Genomic DNA, 16,822 nt, shown 5'->3' with positions numbered 1-16,822 from the left:
GGGTGAAGTTCGTGACCGATCTGATTTCTGCGCCGGGCGCAGCAGCCGAGGCGCGTGGAGATGACTCCGCGCCCACTGCAGTGCTCACTCCCACGGACGCTCCCACCGAGACCGTTCCACCGACCACAGGCGACCAGCCCCTGGCCTGGGCGCCCATCGAGCCGTCTCCCAAGAAGCGCCGCCTCGGCCTCTGGATCGGACTGGGCCTGGGCGTCGTCGCACTCGGCGCCGGCGCCGCATCCATGATCCTCATCGCACCGGGCACCACGGTCGCGGGAATTCCCGTCGGATGGATGACACCCGGAGCCGCAGCCGACGCGATCGACTCCCACCTGGCCGAGACCGAGATCGCCCTCACGGGAGACGGAGACGGCACTGTCCTGACCGGCGCCGACCTCGGCGTCACCGTCGACGCGACCGCTCTCGCCGACAAGGCCTTCGCCGAGCACCCGCTGTGGAACCTCGGCGCGTGGATGGGCGAGCCCGTGCCGGCGGAGATCGCATTCGACGCCGAGAAGGCGACCACCGCACTGCGCGACGCGGTACCGACCAGCTTCGACGACCCCGTGGACGCGGGTGTCGTCTTCGATGCCGCGAGCGGCACCTTCGTCATCACCCCGGCCGAAACCGGAACCGGCATCGACCTCACCGCGCTCAACGCCGCCTTCACCGAGGCGGTCGGCGAAGGCCGTACCACGCTCGAGTACTCGGGCGACGCCGCCGAGGCCCTGCCCGCCGTCTCGGACGACGATGCCACCGCCACGGCCACGGCTCTCAACACCATGCTCCCCACCGTCGGGTTCTATGTCGGCGAGGAGCGCACCGTACCGGTGGATCCCGCCGTCGTCGCCACCTGGCTCACGGTCTCGGACGACGACGGTCAGCTGCGCATCCACGCCGATCCGCAGGCGATCCAGGCGACCGTCGACGGTCTTCCCGCTCTCGTCGACCGCGCGCCGGTCAATGCGACCAACATCGTCAACTCCGCCGGCACCGTGCTGCGCGCAGAGCAGGAGGGCGTCGCGGGGCGAGCGCTCGGAGACACCTCCGGCATCGCAGAGAAGTTCGCCGACCAGCTCGCCGCCGGCAACGGCGCCTTCGCGCTTTCGGTCACCGAGACGCCGTTCGAGACGGTGAGCCTGTTCCGCCGCATCGACATCAACCTGAGCTCGCAGCGCGCCGTTCTCTACGAGAACAACGTGGTCGTGAACTCGTGGGCCGTGTCGACCGGCCTTCCCGGAACGCTGACGCCCACCGGCAACTTCACGGTCTTCGCGCACACCCGCATCCAGGACATGGGCTGCTACGAAGGTGCCCCGTACTGCACCAAGGACGTGCCCTGGATCACCTGGTTCGCCCCGAACATCGGCTTCCACGGCACCTACTGGCACAACAACTTCGGCCAGCGGATGAGCCACGGTTGCGTCAACCTGCCGATCGACCTCGCCAAGTACGTCTACGACTGGTCCCCGAAGGGCCTCGAGGTCTCCGTCCACTACTGACGAGCGCTGTCCCTCTGCGCACGTGGAGGGACAGACGCGTCCCCCGCTGCCGACGACCGCATCGTCGCGCTCCGGCATCACGCGATCAGGTCGAGTCCGCAGACAGGACGCGCCACCCGAGCACCCGCGCGCCCGGCGCGGCATTCCGCGCGGACACGACGCGGGCTTCCGCGCGGACACGACGCGGGCTTCCGCGCGGACACGACGCGGGCTTCCGCGCGGGTACGCAGAAGGGGGCGGACGCCGCGGCGTCCGCCCCCTTCTGTCGACTTATGCGTCGACTGCTCAGCGTAGTGCGTCGACGATACCGTTCAGGGTCGCGGACGGACGCATGACCGCTTCGACCAACGCGTCGTCCGGACGGTAGTAGCCGCCGATCTCGACGGGCGCGCCCTGCACGGCGTTGAGCTCGGAGACGATGGCCTCCTCGTTCTGCGCGAGCGTCGCGGCGATCGGTGCGAACGCCGCAGCGAGGTCGGCGTCCTTCGTCTGCTTCGCCAGCTCCTGAGCCCAGTACAGACTCAGGTAGAAGTGGCTGCCGCGGTTGTCGATCGTGCCCAGAGCACGACCGGGCGAGCGGTCCTCCTCGAGGAACGTCCCGGTCGCGGCGTCCAGCGTCTCGGCGAGCACTCGGGCCTTCTCGTTACCGGTGCGGTCGGCGAAGTGCTCGAGCGAGGCAGCCAGCGCGAAGAACTCACCGAGCGAGTCCCAACGCAGGTAGTTCTGCTCGACGAGCTGCTGCACGTGCTTGGGCGCCGAGCCTCCGGCACCGGTCTCGAACAGGCCGCCGCCGGCGAGCAGCGGCACGATCGAGAGCATCTTGGCGCTCGTACCGACCTCGAGGATCGGGAACAGGTCGGTCAGGTAGTCGCGCAGCACGTTGCCGGTGACCGAGATCGTGTCGAGCCCGTGACGCATGCGAGCGAGCGTGTAACGCGTGGCCTCCTCCGGCGCGAGGATGGTGATCGTGAGGCCCTTGGTGTCGAGGGTCGCGAGACCCTGGTGCACCTTGGCGATGATCTGCGCGTCGTGCGAACGGTTCGCGTCGAGCCAGAAGACGGCGGGGTCGCCGGTCGCACGGGCACGGGTCACCGCGAGTTTGACCCAGTCCATCACCGGGATGTGCTTGGTCTGCGTCGCGCGCCAGATGTCGCCCTTGCCGACCGTGTGCTCGATGAGCACGGTGCCCTCGCTGTCGAGCACCTGGACGATGCCGTCTGCCGCGATCTCGAACGTCTTGTCGTGGCTGCCGTATTCCTCAGCCGCCTGCGCCATCAGCCCGACGTTGGGAACCGTGCCGATCGAGGCCGGGTCGAGCGGACCGTTCGCGATCACGTCGTCGATCACAGCCTGATAGACGCTCGCGTACGAGGAGTCGGGGATCACGGCGAGCGTGTCGGCCTCTTCGCCCTCCTTGCCCCAGAGCTTGCCGCCGTTGCGCACCAGTGCCGGCATCGACGCATCGACGATCACATCGCTCGGCACGTGCAGGTTCGTGATGCCCTTGTCGGAGTTCACGTACGACAGGCGCGGACCCTCGGCGATGGCCTTGTCGAAGGCCGCGGCGATCTCGGCGCCGTCAGCCACGTTCGCGAGACCCGAGAGGATCGAGCCGAGCCCGTCGTTCGCGCTGAGGCCCGCAGCGGCCAGCTTGTCTCCGTACTGCGCGAACACGTCTGCGAAGAACGCCTTCACGACGTGACCGAAGATGATCGGGTCGCTGACCTTCATCATGGTCGCCTTGAGGTGCACCGAGTACAGCACGTCGTCGGCCTTGGCCTCTTCGAGCGTCTGGGCGAGGAACGCGTCGAGCTCCTTGGCGGAGAGGAACGTCGCGTCGATGATCTCGCGCGGGAGGACCTTGAGCCCCTCCTTCAGGATCGTGACCGTTCCGTCCTCCGCCGTGTGGCGGAAGCTCAGCACGTCGTCGTGTGCGGCGACCCAGGAGCGCTCGTTGTGCTTGAAGTCGTCGTGACCGAGAGTCGCGACGCGCGTCTTGGAGCCCGAGGCGAAGGGCTTGTTGCGGTGCGGGTGCTTCCTCGCGTAGTTCTTCACTGCCAATGGGGCACGTCGGTCGCTGTTGCCCTCACGCAGCACCGGGTTCACGGCGGACCCCTTGATGCGGTCGTAACGAGCGCGGACGTCCTTCTCCTCGAGCGAGGACGGCTCGTCCGGGAAGTCGGGGATGTCGTAGCCCTGCTTCTGAAGCTCGGCGATGGCCCCCTTCAGCTGCGGAATGGACGCCGAGATGTTCGGCAGCTTGATGATGTTCGCCTCCGGGAGCGTGGCGAGACCGCCGAGCTCGGCGAGCGAATCGCCCACCTGCTGCTCCGGGGTGAGCTTCTGCGGGAAGGCGGCGAGGATGCGGCCTGCCAGCGAGATGTCGCGCGTCTCCACCTCGATACCGGCCTGGCCGGTGAATGCCTGGATGATCGGGAGGAACGAGGCGGTGGCGAGCGCCGGTGCCTCGTCTGTGTACGTGTAGATGATGGCGTCGTCGGTCACCGGGAGGTACTCCGTTCGCGGGGAAATTTGTCTCGATACCAAGATACCTGAGCCGGTCTGGCCCTGCGGCCTCGGCCCACGACCGGTGGCCACCCCATATCGACGAACGGCCAGAGCGCAGCGAAATGTTGTCCGGAAAGGTGTCGCGCCTGCCGGGAGGGGTTAGCCTGGGTCCATGTCCGAACTGCGCATGGTCGAACTCTCCGCTGCGACGATCGTCGCCGTGAACAACCTGTCGCTCAAGCCCGGGCAGGAGCAGTTCCTCGCTCCGGTCTCGTACGGGATCGCAGCGACCGTCATCAACCCGCAGACCTCCTGGCAGCGGGTGATCCTGGACCGCAACGAGGTCGTGGGCTTCGTCAGCGCCAACTTCGACGCGGAGGCACCGGAAGAGCACTTCCGTTCAGTGCTGTGGCGCATCAACGTCGATGCCGACGACCAGGGCCGCGGTGTCGGCCGGTACGCCGTCGAGGCGCTCGTCGATGAGGCCCGCGCGCGCGGCGTCGACCACGTCAACGTGATCTACGAGGCGGGCGAGGGCGGTCCGGAGACCTTCTTCCACCGCGTCGGCTTCACCCCCGTGGGCGAGACCGCCTACGGCGAGGTCATCGCCGAGATCCGGGTCACGACCTAGGCCGGGCGGCGGGGTCTCGAATCCCCTCCCCCATCGAGACCTCGTCGCCCTTTCACGGGGTTCCGGGGGAGCGCTCTCACGACCTCCTCACGTGACGCACTGTCGTGGCGTCCCCCTCGTGACTCAGGGGCGTTCGTCCGGCTTGCCACCGCCGGGCTTGCGCCGATTCGTCCACGACGTGAGGGCGGCCGCAGCCGCACCGGCCGCTCGGTCGAGGGCTTCCGCGGAGCGGCTGAGCATGTCCTGCGCAGCGTCCTGCCACGCTGCCGTGGTCGGCGCCTCCCCCGCCTGCACCTTCGCGGCGTGCTCGGCCGCTTCGAACGCGCGCTCGAGCTCGGCGACGGCATCGCGATAGGCGGCGAACTCCGCCGGGGTGATGCGTCCGGCCGCCGCGCGGCGCATGTCCGTCGCGTGGCCGGCAGCACGGAAGTAGGCCGCCGTCTCGGGACTCTTGACGTCGGTCATCGCCGGATAGGAGATCTGCAGTGCCGGATCGGTCTCGTACCGCATCCACCGCGCCGTCACAGCATCGTGAGCGGCGTGCAGCCGCTCCAAGGGACGGGGCTCCGATGCCGAGGGCACCGCGGCCCGCGCCGCGTTGAGACGCACCTGACGCGCGCGGACATCGGCCGAGGCGGCCTTCGCATCACGCTCCCGCTCCTTCAGCATCCGTCGCGCACCGGCCACCTGTTCGGCCGTCGCCCGCTGCGCCGCCCGCTCAGCGGTGACGCGAGCCAGGTCGGCGCGTGCGATCTTCCAGGCGGTGCGCCTCTCGGCCGCGGCCAGTTGCGCCTCCCTGAGATCATGACGCGCAGCATCGACTGCGAGGCGGCGTCCGCTCACCGTGCTGTTGCGACGACGCATTCCCATCACCCCCACCGTCCCCGCGGCGACCGCACTCGGCGCGATCCACCACCACTCGGCAACGAGCAGCAACGGGTCCATACCTCGATGCTACCCACGCACCGCGCTCGATGCGCGCCCCCGGACGTTCGCCCGAGGTCTCGACTGCTGCGGCCGCGATCGCCTCGCCGGGACGATGAGGCGGGCGTGGTCGCAGCAGTCGAGAGGGCGATCAGACGAGCGTCTCCTGCCACGCCGCGTGCAGCTGGGCGAACTTGCCTGTTCCGCCGATGAGCGCGGCAGGGGTGTCATCCTCGATGATGCGTCCGTGCTCCATCACGAGAACCCGGTCGGCGATCGCGACCGTCGACAGGCGGTGCGCGATGATGATCGCCGTGCGGTCCTTGAGAAGGGTCTGCAGGGCATCCTGGATCAGTCGCTCCGACGGGATGTCCAGCGACGCCGTGGCCTCGTCCAGGATCAGCACCGCCGGGTCGGCGAGGAAGGCCCGGGCGAACGAGATGAGCTGACGCTGACCGGCCGAGACCCGACCGCCGCGCTTGTTCACATCGGTGCCGTAGCCGTCGGGGAGCGACGAGATGAACCCGTCGGCGCCCACGGCCCGCGCCGCCGCCTTGATCTCGTCGAGCGTCGCCTCCGGCTTGCCGAGGGCGATGTTGTCGGCGACGGTCCCGCTGAACAGGTAGGCCTCCTGCGTGACCATGACGATCGCGCGGCGGAGGTCCTTCGGGTGCAGCGAGCGCAGGTCGACGCCGTCGAGGGTGACCCGCCCATCGGAGGGGTCGTAGAACCGGGAGATGAGCTTGGCGAGTGTCGACTTGCCCGCGCCGGTCGTGCCCACCAGAGCGATCGTCTGCCCGGCCGGGATGTCGAGGGAGAAGTTCGGGAGGATCGTCTTCTCTCCGTTGTAGCCGAACGTCACCTCGTCGAACTCCACGTGCCCGCGGGCTTCCCAGAGGTCGATCGGCTTCTCGGGATCCGGAACCGTCGGCACCTCCTCGAGCACGCCCGACACCTTCTCCAGCGCGGCCGTGGCCGACTGGTAGGAGTTCAGGAACATCGCGATCTCCTGCATCGGGGCGAAGAAGTTGCGCACATACAGCACCGCCGACAGCAGCACGCCGACGGTCAGCGCCCCCTCTGAGACGCGGATACCACCCCACAGCACGACGATTCCGAGCACGAGGGCCGCGACACCCATGAGCCCGGGCTCGAACGTGCCGAACAGCAGCATCGAGCGACGGTTGACGTCGCGATAGTCACCGGCGATCTCCTGGAACGCCTTGTCGTTGCGCGGCTCCTTGCGGAAGGCCTTCACGGCCCGGATGCCGGTCATCGTCTCGACGAACTGCACGATCACCTTCGCGCTGATCACCCGCGACTCGCGGTAGACCAACTGCGAGCGCGAGTAGAACCACTTCATCAGGAAGAACAGCGGCACGCCGCCGATCGCCAGGATGAGACCCGACTGCCAGTCCCAGAAGCACAGCGCGATGAAGGTGAAGAGCCCGAAGAGCACGCCGGAGACGAGCTCGTTCAGACCGCCGTCGAGGAGCTCCTTGATCGAGTCGAGGTCACTCGTCTGGCGCGAGATGATGCGCCCGGACGTGTACGACTCGTGGAACTCCAGGCTCAGGCGCTGGGTGTGCAGGAAGATGCGTTTGCGCAGATCGAGCAGCACCGCCTGGGTGAGCTTGGCCGCGATGATCACGTACCACGCGATCAGCACGGCGGCGAGCGCACCCGCCAGCAGATAGATGCCGCCGATCATGAACGTCGGCATCCAGTCGGCCCGATCGATGGCCGCGGGCAGCGCGCGATCGAGGCCGATGCTGATGAGGATAGGGCCGGCGACCTGGAGAGCGGTCGACACGATCAGCACCGCGGCGGCGAGGACGATCCTCGGCTTCAACGGGCTGACCAGGGATCCGAGGAGTCGGAGGGATCGACGACGGATCTCCCGGCTCTCTTCGCGGGTGTACTCGGAACGATCCTCGTTCTGGGTTCCGGTGACGGCGGAGCTCATCGCTGCACCTCCTTCTCGGTGGTCGGGTCTTCGTCGGCGGCCTGCATCCCGAGGCCCTCGCGGACCTCTTCGTCGATCTCGGCCTGCTCATCGCGGATCACGGGGATCGCGCCGGTGCGCGCCGCTTCCTCGGCCTCCAGGCTCGAGATGACGTGGCGGTAGTGCCGGCTCGACTTGAGCAGCTCGGAGTGCGTCCCCACCGCCGTCACACGACCCGCCTCGAGCAGGGCGACGCGGTCGGCGAGGGCGACGGTCGAGGGCCGGTGCGCCACGATCATGGCCGTGGTGTCGGCGAGCACGTGTCGCAGGGCCTCCTCCACGAGGGCCTCGGTGTCGACATCGAGAGCCGACAGCGGGTCGTCGAGCACGAGCACCTTCGGCTTCGCCGCGACCGCACGGGCGAGGGCGAGCCGCTGACGCTGGCCGCCGGAGAGGCTGAGCCCCTCTTCACCGATCACCGTCTCGACGCCGTCGGGCAGCGCGTCGACGAACGACGCCTGGGCGACGTCGAGGGCCTCGCGGAGCACGCGCTCGCCTTCGTCGCTGTGCACATCGAGTTCGGCACGTCCGAGCAGCACGTTCTCACGGACCGTCGCCGAGAACAGTGTCGCGTCCTCGAACGCCATGGCGATGTGCTGACGGAGCTCGGCGAGAGGGAGATCCCGCACATCGACACCGTCGAGCGTCACCTTGCCGCCCGTCACGTCGTACAGACGCGTGGGCAGCGTGGTGAGAGTGGTCTTGCCGCTGCCGGTCAGGCCCACCAGCGCCATGGTCTCACCCGGGCGCAGCACCAGGTCGATACCGTCGAGCAGATCTCGCTCGTGGGCACCGGCGTCCTGATAGCGGAAGTGCGCGTTCTGGAACGCGAGCTCCCCACGCGGGTTCTCGATGTGCACCGGGTTCTCCGGGTCGGTGATGGTGTTGGTCTCCGAGAAGATGTCGAACACGCGGTCGGTCGCCGTGCGCGCATCCAGCATGAACGAGAACAGGAAGCCGATCGACTCGATGGGCCACCGCAGCACGACCGCCATCGCGAAGAAGGCAAACAGCTGTGCCTCGTCGATCTGCCCCACGGAGATCAGCCAGATGCCGGACATCAGGCTGAGACCGAAGGCGATCTGCGGCATGAGGTCGAGCCAGAACCAGATCGACGCGATCGCGCCGGCCTTGCTCATCTCGGTCTCGCGCAGCGTCTCGGCCTGGCGGCTGAAGCGGCTGAGAGCGTGCTTGCCACGACCGAACGCCTTGAGCACGCGGATGCCGTGCACGCTCTCCTCGACACTCGTGGCGAGGTCGCCGGCCTGGTCCTGGCTGCGACGGGTGAGCGCGCCGTAGCGCTTCTCGAACAGGTAACCGCGGATCCACAGCGGGATCGCGGTCACCAGGAAGATCGTGCCCAGCAGCCAGTGCCAGCGGAACAGCAGCACGGAGCCGATGATGATCGTGAGGATGTTGACGACCAGCAGCACGAGGCCGAACGCGAGCCAGCGGCGGATGAGGCCGATGTCCTGCATCATGCGGCTGAGCAGCTGTCCGGAGCCCCACCGGTCGTGGAACGACACCGGAAGGGTCTGCAGGCGCGAGTAGAGCTCGGTGCGCATCTTGTACTCGACCTCGGTCGAGGGGTTGAGCACGAACTGGCGTCGCAGCCACACCATCAGGGCCTCGCCGAGGGCGAGAGCGAAGACGGCGACGGCACCCCAGACGATGGCGCTGATCTCACCGGAGCGAACGGGTCCGCTGATGATCTGCTCGAGCACGATCGGGATCATCAGGGCGATGACGGCGGCGATGAGCGCGCTGGCGGCACCGCCGGCGAGCCGCCAGATGACGGGCTTCACGAAGGGCTTCAGGCGCCACAGTGCGGCCGGAGTGGAAAGGGTCGATGAAGGCGAGGGATTCTGCACGGAAGGCGAGGAAGACATGTCTCTCAGACGAGTTTCGTATGGAAAGCGATTGCGGAAGGGGACGGATACGAGAGCGGACTCGTGGAGTCCGGTATCCGACGAAGAAGGGGCGGGGTGGCTCTAGGAGAGCGGACGCGCCGGGGTCGAGCCGAGAGCTGCGATCCGCGCGGTGGCGATCGTGGTCATGGTGTCCTCCTCAGGGGCTCGGCGATGTCGTCCGGTTGGCGCGACAGCCCACCAGCCTATTGCTGTGAACCAGCTGAAAGCAAGAGTCATTCCCGATTCGTCGACCGCGGCTCTCGACGACCGCGGAGGGGGACGCCGGGAGCCTCAGGCGAGGGCTGCGGCTCCGAGCCCGGATCGGAGGAACCGCTGCAGGTTGCCGCCGAGGACGGCGAGGATCTCCTCTTCCCGCCAGCCACGACGCATCAGCGCCTCGGTCACGAGCGGGAGACCTGCCGGGCCCTCGAGGCCCGGCAGGTATCGATCGGCCGGCACGCCCTCGATCGTCGTCTGCACGCAGCACGGTGCCGTGGTGTCTTCCAGCACTTCGCGGACGAAGTCCGGCCCCATCCCGACGTGTTCGATTCCGGCGACCGACACCACGCGTTCGAAGTGGTCGATCAGTGTGTCGATCGTGTACGCGCTCTCATGCAGGTACGGAGCGAAGAAGTTGACGCACACGACTCCCCCGCTCTCGGCGACCCCGGCGATCTGGGCATCGGTGAGGTTGCGGTGGTGGTCGAACAGCGCACGGGCCGAGGAATGCGTGGCCATGACCGGGCGCGTGGCGAGCTCGAGCACGTGGTCGACCCCGCCCGCTCCGAGGTGGCTGATGTCGAAGATCATGCCGATGCGCTCCATCTCGGCGACCGCTCGGACCCCGGTTCGCGTCAGCCTGCTGCCTGCGGCGTCTTCGCCGCTGCCGTCGGCGAACGCGCTGCGCCCGAAGTGCGCCACCGAGCCGATCCGCACCCCGAGGCGATGCACGGTCTCGAGGAGCTCGACGTCGTCGGCGATGCCGGGCATCCCCTCCAGGGCGAGCACCAGCGCGATGCGGCCCTCGCCGATCACCCGATCGATGTCGTCGCCATCCCCGCACAGACCGACGGTGTCTGCGTTGCCCTCCGCCAGCCGATGCGCGGCCTCGATCATGCGGAGGGTGCGACGCAGCGCCCCCTCCGGGCGATACACGTCATCGATGAACACGGGCAGCACCTGCAGCCCGACACCACCTTCGTGCAGCTGGGGAAGCCACTGGGCGCGGAAGTAGTCCGACCACTCGTCCGCGGGGCGGCTCGCCACCGAGCAGAGCAGATCGTTGTGTGCGTCGGCGACGACGGCGCGGCGGTGGAGGGCGAGTGCATCGTTGGCGGTCACGGCACGAGCCTATGGCCGCGTCGGTCGGGATGCTTCGTCGACGGGCACCATGTCGACCGCCCGTCGTGGTGCCTGCGACTCAACCCGCGCGACTCTCGCGCGCGAGCAGGCTCTCCTTGACATCGATCCCCCAGGCGAATCCGCCGAGGGTGCCGTCGGTGCGCAACACCCTGTGGCACGGGACGAACAGCGCCGGTGCGTTGCGCGCGCAGATGGATGCCGCCGCGCGCACGGCGCGGGGATTGGCGAGCCGCGTCGCGAAACCGGTGTACGTCAGAGGCTCGCCCGGCTCGATCGACCGCAGCGCCGACCAGCCGGCGAGTTGGAGGGCTGTTCCGGTCTGCTTCACGGCGACATCGTCGATCGCGGAGAGGTCGCCGGCGTAGTAAGCGAGCGCTGCCTCGGCGGCCTCGGTCTCACCGTCTCGGAGATCTTCCGGTCGGTGCGCCGCGGACAGCCTGCCGAGGATCGCCTCGACGTCTGAGGTCCATCCGGAAGACAGTACGCGCTGCCGGTCGTCGGCAAGGATCGTGAACGCGCCGTCCGGCGTCTCGATGGTTTGGATGAGGGCGGTCATGAGGTCTCCTTCGTCGTCGTGTCTTCCGCGGGGGTGGGACGTGCCGCAGCCGAGGCGCGTCGAGGACCCACGGGGCGTACAGGTGCTGCGCGCCACAGGTGCGCGCTGAGATAGCTCCGCCAGGGGGCGGTGCGCTCGGCCCAGGCGGTGAGCGCACGTGGTTCGCCCGGCAGGCCGGAGGCCGCAGCGCCGGCGCGCAGCGCGACGTCTCCCGGGAGCAGCACATCGGGATCGCCGAGCACACGCATGCGCACGTAGTCGGCTGTCCAGGGTCCGATTCCCGGCATCGCGAGCAGAGCAGCGCGCTGGTCGACACCGTCGTCTCCGACCGTGAGCGTCAGGGAGCCGTCGGCGAGAGCGGCCGCAGCGCCGGTGATGGCGCGGATGCGGGCGGCCGGCCCTCGCAGCACCTCGGCTCCGTGGGCGGCGATCGCGGTCATCGTCGGGAAGAGCAGCCCGTTCTCGGTGCGCTCCCCCAACGCCTCGGCGAGCGCTGTGAGCGCGGTCCGGGCGGCGACCACGGTGATCTGCTGACCGACCATGGCGCGGATGAGCATCTCATGCGGATCGGCCGAACCCGGCACCCGGATGCCTGGGGTGCGCGCGACGAGCGGGGCGAGTTCGGTGTGCGCGGAGAGCGCCTCGTCGATCGCCTGCGGATCGGCATCGAGGTCGAAGATGCGCCGCACGATCGACACGAGCGGGGCCAGGTCGCCCAGCCGCGCGACCCGGGCGCGCAGGTGCAGACGAGACGCATCGTCCTGACGCACGTCGAACCAGGCGGGTCCTCCCGACATCCGCAGATGCCGGGAGAACGACGTCGACGTCGTCTCCTCGATACCGGGAACGGCGCGTGCCGCCATCCAGGCGAAGATGCCGCTCGCGTCGAGCGGGCCGCGGTAGGGCAGCACGAGGTCGATCGCGCCGGGAACCGCGGACGCCGGAAGCCTTCGTCGGGCCCTGAGCTCGCCCGGGGTGAGTCCGAAGACCTCGCGGATCGTGTCGTTGCATTGTCGGATGCTGGCGAATCCGGCGGAGAACGCGACATCGGAGATCGGCATGTCGGTGCCGACGAGGAGCATGCGCGCGGTGTGCGCCCTGTGTGCTCGCGCCAGTGCGAGCGGCCCGGCGCCGAGTTCGGTGGTCAGCAGCCGCGTGAGGTGCCGGCTGGAGTATCCCAGGCGCGCAGCCAGCCCGGGAACGCCCTCGCGCTCCACCACGCCATCCGAGATCAGGCGCATCGCCCGCGCGGCGGTGTCACCGCGGATGTCCCACGCGGGAGAACCGGGCGCCGCCTCGGGCAGGCATCGCTTGCACGCCCGATACCCGGCCTCGTGAGCCGCGGCGCTCGTCGGATAGAAGGTGACGTTCTGCGGCTTGGGCGTGCGGGCGGGGCAGCTCGGACGACAGTAGATCCCGGTCGAGCGGACGGCGGTCACGAACTGCCCGTCGAAACGGGTGTCGCGCGCGCTGATCGCGCGGTAGCGCTCGTCGAAGTCGGTCACGGGGAAGCTCATGCCTCCACTCTGTCACGCTCCCTCGACGCCGACTGGCGGAAATCGGACACGGCTGTCGAGTAGGGAACGCCGAGACCCACCCGCCTCGTCCACCCCCACGTCGCCGGAGCGGCGCGTGCGGGTCTCGACGTGGAGAGTGGGTCTCGAGGTGCGAGCGCGGAGAGCACTCAGTGGAAGAAGTGGCGCTCCCCTGTGAAGAACATCGTGACGCCGGCCTTGCGAGCCGCGTCGACGACCTCCTCATCACGCACGGATCCGCCCGGCTGCACGATCGCCGTGACTCCGGCGTCGATCAGGACCTGGGCGCCGTCCGCGAAGGGGAAGAACGCATCGGAAGACGCGACCGATCCCGCGGCGCGGTCGCCTGCGCGCTCGACCGCCAGCCGGCACGAGTCGACACGGTTGACCTGGCCCATGCCGACGCCGACCGTGGCGTTGTCTTTCGCGAGCACGATCGCGTTCGACTTCACCGCGCGGCACGCCTTCCACGCGAAGATGAGGTTCTCCATCTCCTCGTCGCTCGGACGCTCGCCGGAGACGAGCTCCCAGTTCTTCGCGACGGAGACGATGTCGTCGGGGAAGCGGTCGGCGTCCTGCAGCAGCAGTCCACCGGAGACGAGACGCACATCCATGCGCTCCTGCTGCCAGTCCTCGGGCAGCTGCAGCAGACGCAGGTTCTTCTTCGCCTTGAACACCTCGAGCGCGGCCGGCTCGAACGACGGCGCGACGATGACCTCGGTGAAGATGTCCTTGAGGTTCTCGGCCATCTTGAGGGTGACCGTACCGTTGGCCGCGATCACCCCGCCGTATGCGGAGACCGGGTCGCACTCGTGCGCGCGCAGGTGGGCGCTGGCGATCGGGTCGAGAGCGTTCGGCGCGGTGGTCGCGATGCCGCACGGATTGGCGTGCTTGATGATCGCGACCGCCGGCTTGACCATGTCGTAGGCGGCACGCAGCGCGGCGTCGGCGTCGACGTAGTTGTTGTACGACATCTCCTTGCCCTGCAGCTGCGTCGCCTGGGCGATGCCGTGGCCGCCGGCACGGGTGTAGATCGCGCCGCGCTGGTGCGAGTTCTCGCCGTAGCGGAGCGTGGCAAGGCGCTCGGCCTGGATCGTCAGGTGGGTCGGGAGGTCGCCGTCATCCTGCAGCGTCCCCTCGGCGAACCACGACGCGACCGCCGTGTCGTAGGCCGCCGTGTGCGCGAAGGCGCGGGCGGCCAGTTCGCGGCGCTGCGACACCGATGTGCCGCCGTCGGCGAGGGCCGAGATGATGCCGGGGTACGACTGCGGTGAGACCACGATCGCCACGTTGGCATGATTCTTCGCGGCGGCACGCACCATCGCGGGCCCGCCGATGTCGATCTGCTCGACGACATCGTCGCCGACGGCGCCCGAGGCGACGGTCTCGACGAAGGGGTAGAGATTCACGACGACGAGCTCGAACGGGGTGATGTCGAGTTCGGCGAGCTGGCGCTCGTGATCCTCGAGGCGCAGATCGGCGAGCAGACCGCCGTGGATCTTCGGGTGCAGCGTCTTGACGCGACCGTCGAGCATCTCGGCGACCCCCGTGACGGAGGCGACGTCGGTGACGGGGAAACCCGCATCGCGGATGGTCGATGCCGTCGAGCCGGTCGAGACGATCTCGACGCCCGCGTCGGCGAGAGCCTCGGCGAGGACCAGGAGATCGGTCTTGTCGCTCACCGAGACGAGAGCGCGCCGGATCGGCACGGTGTCGCGATCGCGGTAGAGCGTGGGGTCGTGGCGGGGGCCGGCCATGATGGGCTCCTTCGTGCGGGGGGGCGTCGGGTGGAGGGGGTCAGGAAGAGGGGTCGAGGACGAGCGCGCCGGTGGCGATCCCGCGGACGACGTCGATGAGGAGTCGACGTTCGACGGGTTTGATCCGTTCGTGCAGGCTGTGCTCGGTGTCGCCCTCGAGGATCGCGACACGTTCCTGCGCCAGGATCGGCCCGGTGTCGACACCGTCGTCGACCACGATCACGCTGGCACCGGTCTCGGCCGCGCCGGAGGCGAGGGCGTCACGGACGCCGTGTGCCCCGGGGAACTCGGGAAGGTACGCGGGGTGGGTGTTGATGAGGCGTGGCGAGTACTGCGCGACGAGCGACGGAGGAAGCAGACGCATGAGGCCGCTGAGCACCACGAGATCGGGGGCCCAGACGGCGAGCTGGCGGGCGACCTCCTCCCCCCAGGCTTCGCGGCTCTCGTGCTCATGCCAGGGCACGGTGAAGCTGGGGATGCCGAACTCCTCGGCGTGGGCGAGTCCGTCCGCCTCACGGTCAGCACCGACGACGATCACCCTGGCGGGGAAATCGGGGTGACGAGCGGCCTCGAGGAGGGCGCGAAGATTCGAGCCGGTGCCCGAGATGAGAACGGCGACCGTGAGCACGCGCCCAGTCTACCGGGGCGCGAAGCCCTCTTCCGCCCGGCTTCCGCTCACGGGCGGTGGACGTCAATCGCGCTCGTGACGCGGCGGGGCGAAGCCGCGGACATCGTCCAGGGGCGCCGTGTCGTCGAACGTCGGCGTCTCGGAGAAGGGGATACCGGGCGCTGTCCGCGCCGATGCGAGGCTCGGGTCGAACTCGGTCATCTCGGCGATCCAGCGGTCCGTACGCTCCTCGGCCAGCTCATCGCGGTGACGCGGTGACAGCAGCAGGATCGCGGCGCCGACGAGCACCTCCAGTCCGAGGGCCAGCATGAACGGAAGAGCCGCGGGACCGACATCGGCGAGCTTTCCCGGACCCATCGAGCCGTTCGCGAGCACCGCGGCGAGGCCCGCGACCCCTGCGCTGACGACGGCGATCCCCACCGCGATCGCCGCCCGCTGCATCGTCCCCAACGGCGTGCCCTCCCAGACGAGGCGCGAACGCACCGCCCAGCCGGCGAAAGCACCGGCGGCGATCGGGACGAGCACCACGATCAGCATCCACATCGAACTGTTCTCGGGCAGCAGCCCGAACACCGGGATGCCCGGAACGACTCCTAACTGCGTACCGGCGGGCGAGACCGCGGTTCCGACGCCGACGGCGAAGCCGGGGCCGGCGAGCCAGGACGCCGCCCACACGATCAGGGTCGGGAGATACACGAGCTGCGCCAGCGTCATCACGGTCGCGCCGAGCGCATCGACACGGGCAGCCTGGAACAGCGCCACGACCTCGCCACCGCGGAACAGCGTGATGACGGCGAGGGCCAGAGCGGCCGCTCCGATCACGCCGACCAGGGTGAAGGCCGTGCCGCGCACGATCGCGACGGGGACGGGCGCCCAATCCTCGCGGGCGTCGATGCGGTCGTGCAGACGGTCGAGGACTCCGCCATCCCCCTCTTCCCATGCGACCCGGACAGCCCCGCACACCGCACCGACGAGATAGACGGCGGTGGGGAGCCCGATCGCGAGGGCCAGGGGGGTCTGCACGGCATCCAGTCGCGCGGTCAAAGCGACGCCGGTGGAGATGGCCGCGAACACCACCGTCCCGGACACTGAGCCGAGCAGCCACGTTCCGGCTGCCGCGGCCCTGGCACCCGAGCGGGCGGCGAAAAGCAGGGTGAAGAGCAGGAACGCCAGTGGAGTGATCGAGACCGCAAACGAGGCCGCCTGCGGGGGGATCGCGAGAGCGACCAGCAGCTCGTCCGGGATCGTGACCTCGAGGGTCACGCCGTGGCCGAACTCCCAGAGCGTGCCGGTGAGCGGCCAGAGCGCGCCCCAGTCGGCCGTGACCCCGAAGGCGAGCGTCCACAGCAGCGTCAGCGGCGCGAGCAGCACGACGAGACCGACGGCCGCAGCGATGGCGGCGTCGAAGGCGGCGAGGAGCGCGACGAGGAGGCGTTGCATAGCGTTTCGAGACTACGACGAGTTGTCGACGAAGCCCTGGGGGCGCGCGTGGGGTCGGCGACAC

12 protein-coding genes are annotated in these 16,822 nt (G+C 69.1%); 2 read left to right on the top strand and 10 right to left on the bottom strand.

Going from position 1 to position 16,822, the window contains the following annotated elements; genetic code table 11:
* Nucleotides 1–2: 2 nt before the first annotated feature.
* Nucleotides 3–1,502 carry a L,D-transpeptidase family protein gene (locus MST3598_RS05205; protein WP_029259526.1) on the top strand — a complete coding sequence of 500 codons (1,500 nt, stop codon included), beginning with the start codon at nt 3–5 and terminating at the stop codon, nt 1,500–1,502.
* A gap of 285 nt (nt 1,503–1,787) precedes the next feature.
* Here the strand turns inward: MST3598_RS05205 and MST3598_RS05200 are convergent, their stop codons facing one another.
* The gene (locus MST3598_RS05200) at nt 1,788–4,007 is read right to left on the bottom strand and encodes an NADP-dependent isocitrate dehydrogenase (RefSeq protein ID WP_029258563.1); all 2,220 of its coding nucleotides are present in this window, start codon (nt 4,005–4,007) and stop codon (nt 1,788–1,790) included.
* Between the two features lie 175 nt (nt 4,008–4,182).
* Between MST3598_RS05200 and MST3598_RS05195 the strand changes: the two genes are divergently transcribed.
* Nucleotides 4,183–4,641: a GNAT family N-acetyltransferase gene (locus tag MST3598_RS05195; protein WP_021198850.1), complete on the top strand. Its 459-nt coding sequence runs from the start codon at nt 4,183–4,185 to the stop codon at nt 4,639–4,641.
* Nucleotides 4,642–4,764: 123 nt separating this feature from the next.
* Here MST3598_RS05195 and MST3598_RS05190 read toward each other — a convergent pair whose 3' ends face one another.
* From MST3598_RS05190 to MST3598_RS05150, 9 genes are all read right to left on the bottom strand, one after another.
* Entirely contained in the window at nt 4,765–5,586 is an 822-nt protein-coding gene (locus MST3598_RS05190) for a hypothetical protein (protein ID WP_051668037.1), read from the bottom strand.
* Between the two features lie 130 nt (nt 5,587–5,716).
* A complete protein-coding gene (locus MST3598_RS05185) occupies nt 5,717–7,531 on the bottom strand; it encodes an ABC transporter ATP-binding protein (protein WP_021198851.1) in 1,815 nt (604 codons plus the stop codon).
* Entirely contained in the window at nt 7,528–9,459 is a 1,932-nt protein-coding gene (locus tag MST3598_RS05180) for an ABC transporter ATP-binding protein (protein WP_096359472.1), read from the bottom strand. The genes MST3598_RS05185 and MST3598_RS05180 overlap by 4 nt, the downstream gene beginning before the upstream one ends.
* Nucleotides 9,460–9,771: 312 nt before the next feature.
* Complete coding sequence (locus tag MST3598_RS05175) at nt 9,772–10,821, bottom strand: dipeptidase (protein ID WP_029258566.1); 1,050 nt, start codon at nt 10,819–10,821, stop codon at nt 9,772–9,774.
* 79 nt (nt 10,822–10,900) lie between these two features.
* The gene (locus MST3598_RS05170; protein ID WP_029258567.1) at nt 10,901–11,398 is read right to left on the bottom strand and encodes a methylated-DNA--[protein]-cysteine S-methyltransferase; all 498 of its coding nucleotides are present in this window, start codon (nt 11,396–11,398) and stop codon (nt 10,901–10,903) included.
* Nucleotides 11,395–12,915 carry a DNA-3-methyladenine glycosylase 2 family protein gene (locus tag MST3598_RS05165; RefSeq protein WP_029258568.1) on the bottom strand — a complete coding sequence of 507 codons (1,521 nt, stop codon included), beginning with the start codon at nt 12,913–12,915 and terminating at the stop codon, nt 11,395–11,397. The genes MST3598_RS05170 and MST3598_RS05165 overlap by 4 nt, the downstream gene beginning before the upstream one ends.
* 167 nt (nt 12,916–13,082) lie before the next feature.
* A complete protein-coding gene (purH, locus tag MST3598_RS05160; protein WP_029258569.1) occupies nt 13,083–14,690 on the bottom strand; it encodes a bifunctional phosphoribosylaminoimidazolecarboxamide formyltransferase/IMP cyclohydrolase in 1,608 nt (535 codons plus the stop codon).
* 40 nt (nt 14,691–14,730) lie between these two features.
* Entirely contained in the window at nt 14,731–15,318 is a 588-nt protein-coding gene (purN, locus tag MST3598_RS05155; RefSeq protein WP_029258570.1) for a phosphoribosylglycinamide formyltransferase, read from the bottom strand.
* 63 nt (nt 15,319–15,381) lie between these two features.
* Nucleotides 15,382–16,758, bottom strand: coding sequence for a cell division protein PerM (locus tag MST3598_RS05150; RefSeq protein ID WP_029258571.1), 1,377 nt, complete (start codon nt 16,756–16,758; stop codon nt 15,382–15,384).
* Nucleotides 16,759–16,822 lie beyond the last annotated feature (64 nt).

Origin of the sequence: Microbacterium sp. TPU 3598 (genome assembly GCF_002356155.1) — a bacterium.
In the GTDB taxonomy this organism is placed as follows: Bacteria; Actinomycetota; Actinomycetes; order Actinomycetales; family Microbacteriaceae; genus Microbacterium; species Microbacterium maritypicum_A.
Note: the sequence above shows the minus strand (reverse complement) of the source record. Positions and strands in the feature narration are given on the sequence as shown.

Excerpts from the sequence above, each read along its gene's own strand:
- MST3598_RS05185 (WP_021198851.1), bottom strand. The coding sequence starts at position 7,531 with ATGAGCTCCGCCGTCACCGGAACCCAGAACGAGGATCGTTCCGAGTAC.
- purH (WP_029258569.1), bottom strand. The coding sequence starts at position 14,690 with ATGGCCGGCCCCCGCCACGACCCCACGCTCTACCGCGATCGCGACACC.
- MST3598_RS05170 (WP_029258567.1), bottom strand. The coding sequence starts at position 11,398 with ATGACCGCCCTCATCCAAACCATCGAGACGCCGGACGGCGCGTTCACG.
- MST3598_RS05165 (WP_029258568.1), bottom strand. The coding sequence starts at position 12,915 with ATGAGCTTCCCCGTGACCGACTTCGACGAGCGCTACCGCGCGATCAGC.
- MST3598_RS05190 (WP_051668037.1), bottom strand. The coding sequence starts at position 5,586 with ATGGACCCGTTGCTGCTCGTTGCCGAGTGGTGGTGGATCGCGCCGAGT.
- MST3598_RS05150 (WP_029258571.1), bottom strand. The coding sequence starts at position 16,758 with ATGCAACGCCTCCTCGTCGCGCTCCTCGCCGCCTTCGACGCCGCCATC.
- MST3598_RS05195 (WP_021198850.1), top strand. The coding sequence starts at position 4,183 with ATGTCCGAACTGCGCATGGTCGAACTCTCCGCTGCGACGATCGTCGCC.
- MST3598_RS05180 (WP_096359472.1), bottom strand. The coding sequence starts at position 9,459 with ATGTCTTCCTCGCCTTCCGTGCAGAATCCCTCGCCTTCATCGACCCTT.